Genomic DNA, 839 nt, shown 5'->3' with positions numbered 1-839 from the left:
CTCCACCAACCGGGCCGGTGGGCTCGAAGGCGGTATGACCAACGGCCAACCGTTGCGGGTGCGGGCGGCGATGAAACCGATCTCCACCGTGCCGCGGGCGTTGGCCACCGTGGATATGACCACCGGTGAGGAGGCCGTCGCCATCCACCAGCGCTCCGATGTGTGCGCGGTTCCCGCCGCCGGGGTGGTCGTCGAGACCATGGTGGCGTTGGTGTTGGCCCGCGCCGCGCTGGAGAAGTTCGGCGGCGACTCGCTGACCGAAACCCGGCGCAACATCGAGGCCTACCGGCGCGCGGTGGCCGAGCGGGAACCGGCGACCGACGACGTGCGGGCCTCGGGGTGATGGCACCCAAGGCCGTACTGGTGGGGCTGCCCGGCTCGGGTAAGTCCACGATCGGGCGTCGGCTGGCCAAGACGCTGGGGGTGGACCTGCTCGACACCGACGCCGCGATCGAGCAGCAGACCGGACGGAGCATCGCCGACATCTTCGCCACCGACGGGGAAGCCGAGTTCCGCCGGATCGAGGAGCAGGTGATCCGGCAGGCCCTCGACGAGCACGACGGGGTGCTGTCGCTGGGCGGCGGCGCCGTCACCACCGACGGGGTGCGCGACGCGCTGGCCGGGCACACCGTGGTGTTCCTGGAGATCAGCGCCGCCGAAGGGGTGCGGCGCACCGGCGGCAACACGGTCCGGCCGCTGCTGGCCGGCGGGGACCGCGCCGAGAAATTCCGCGCCCTGATGGCCCACCGCGTTCCGTTGTACCGCCGGGTCGCGACGTTTCGGGTGAACACCAACCGGCGCAACCCGGGCGCGGTGGTGCGCTACATCGTGGCGCGGCT

2 protein-coding genes are annotated in these 839 nt (G+C 72.1%); both read left to right on the top strand.

All coding sequences use genetic code 11. The annotated features are described in order from the left end of the window. On the top strand, positions 1-343 hold a 343-nt coding region (locus BKN37_RS27375), incomplete at its 5' end, for a chorismate synthase (protein ID WP_131823737.1). Further along, a partial coding sequence (locus BKN37_RS27370; RefSeq protein WP_071030442.1) for a shikimate kinase occupies positions 343-839 on the top strand: 497 nt, incomplete at its 3' end. The genes BKN37_RS27375 and BKN37_RS27370, both read left to right, overlap by 1 nt.

This window comes from Mycobacterium talmoniae (assembly GCF_001854525.1).
Lineage (GTDB): Bacteria > Actinomycetota > Actinomycetes > Mycobacteriales > Mycobacteriaceae > Mycobacterium > Mycobacterium talmoniae.
Note: the sequence above shows the minus strand (reverse complement) of the source record. Positions and strands in the feature narration are given on the sequence as shown.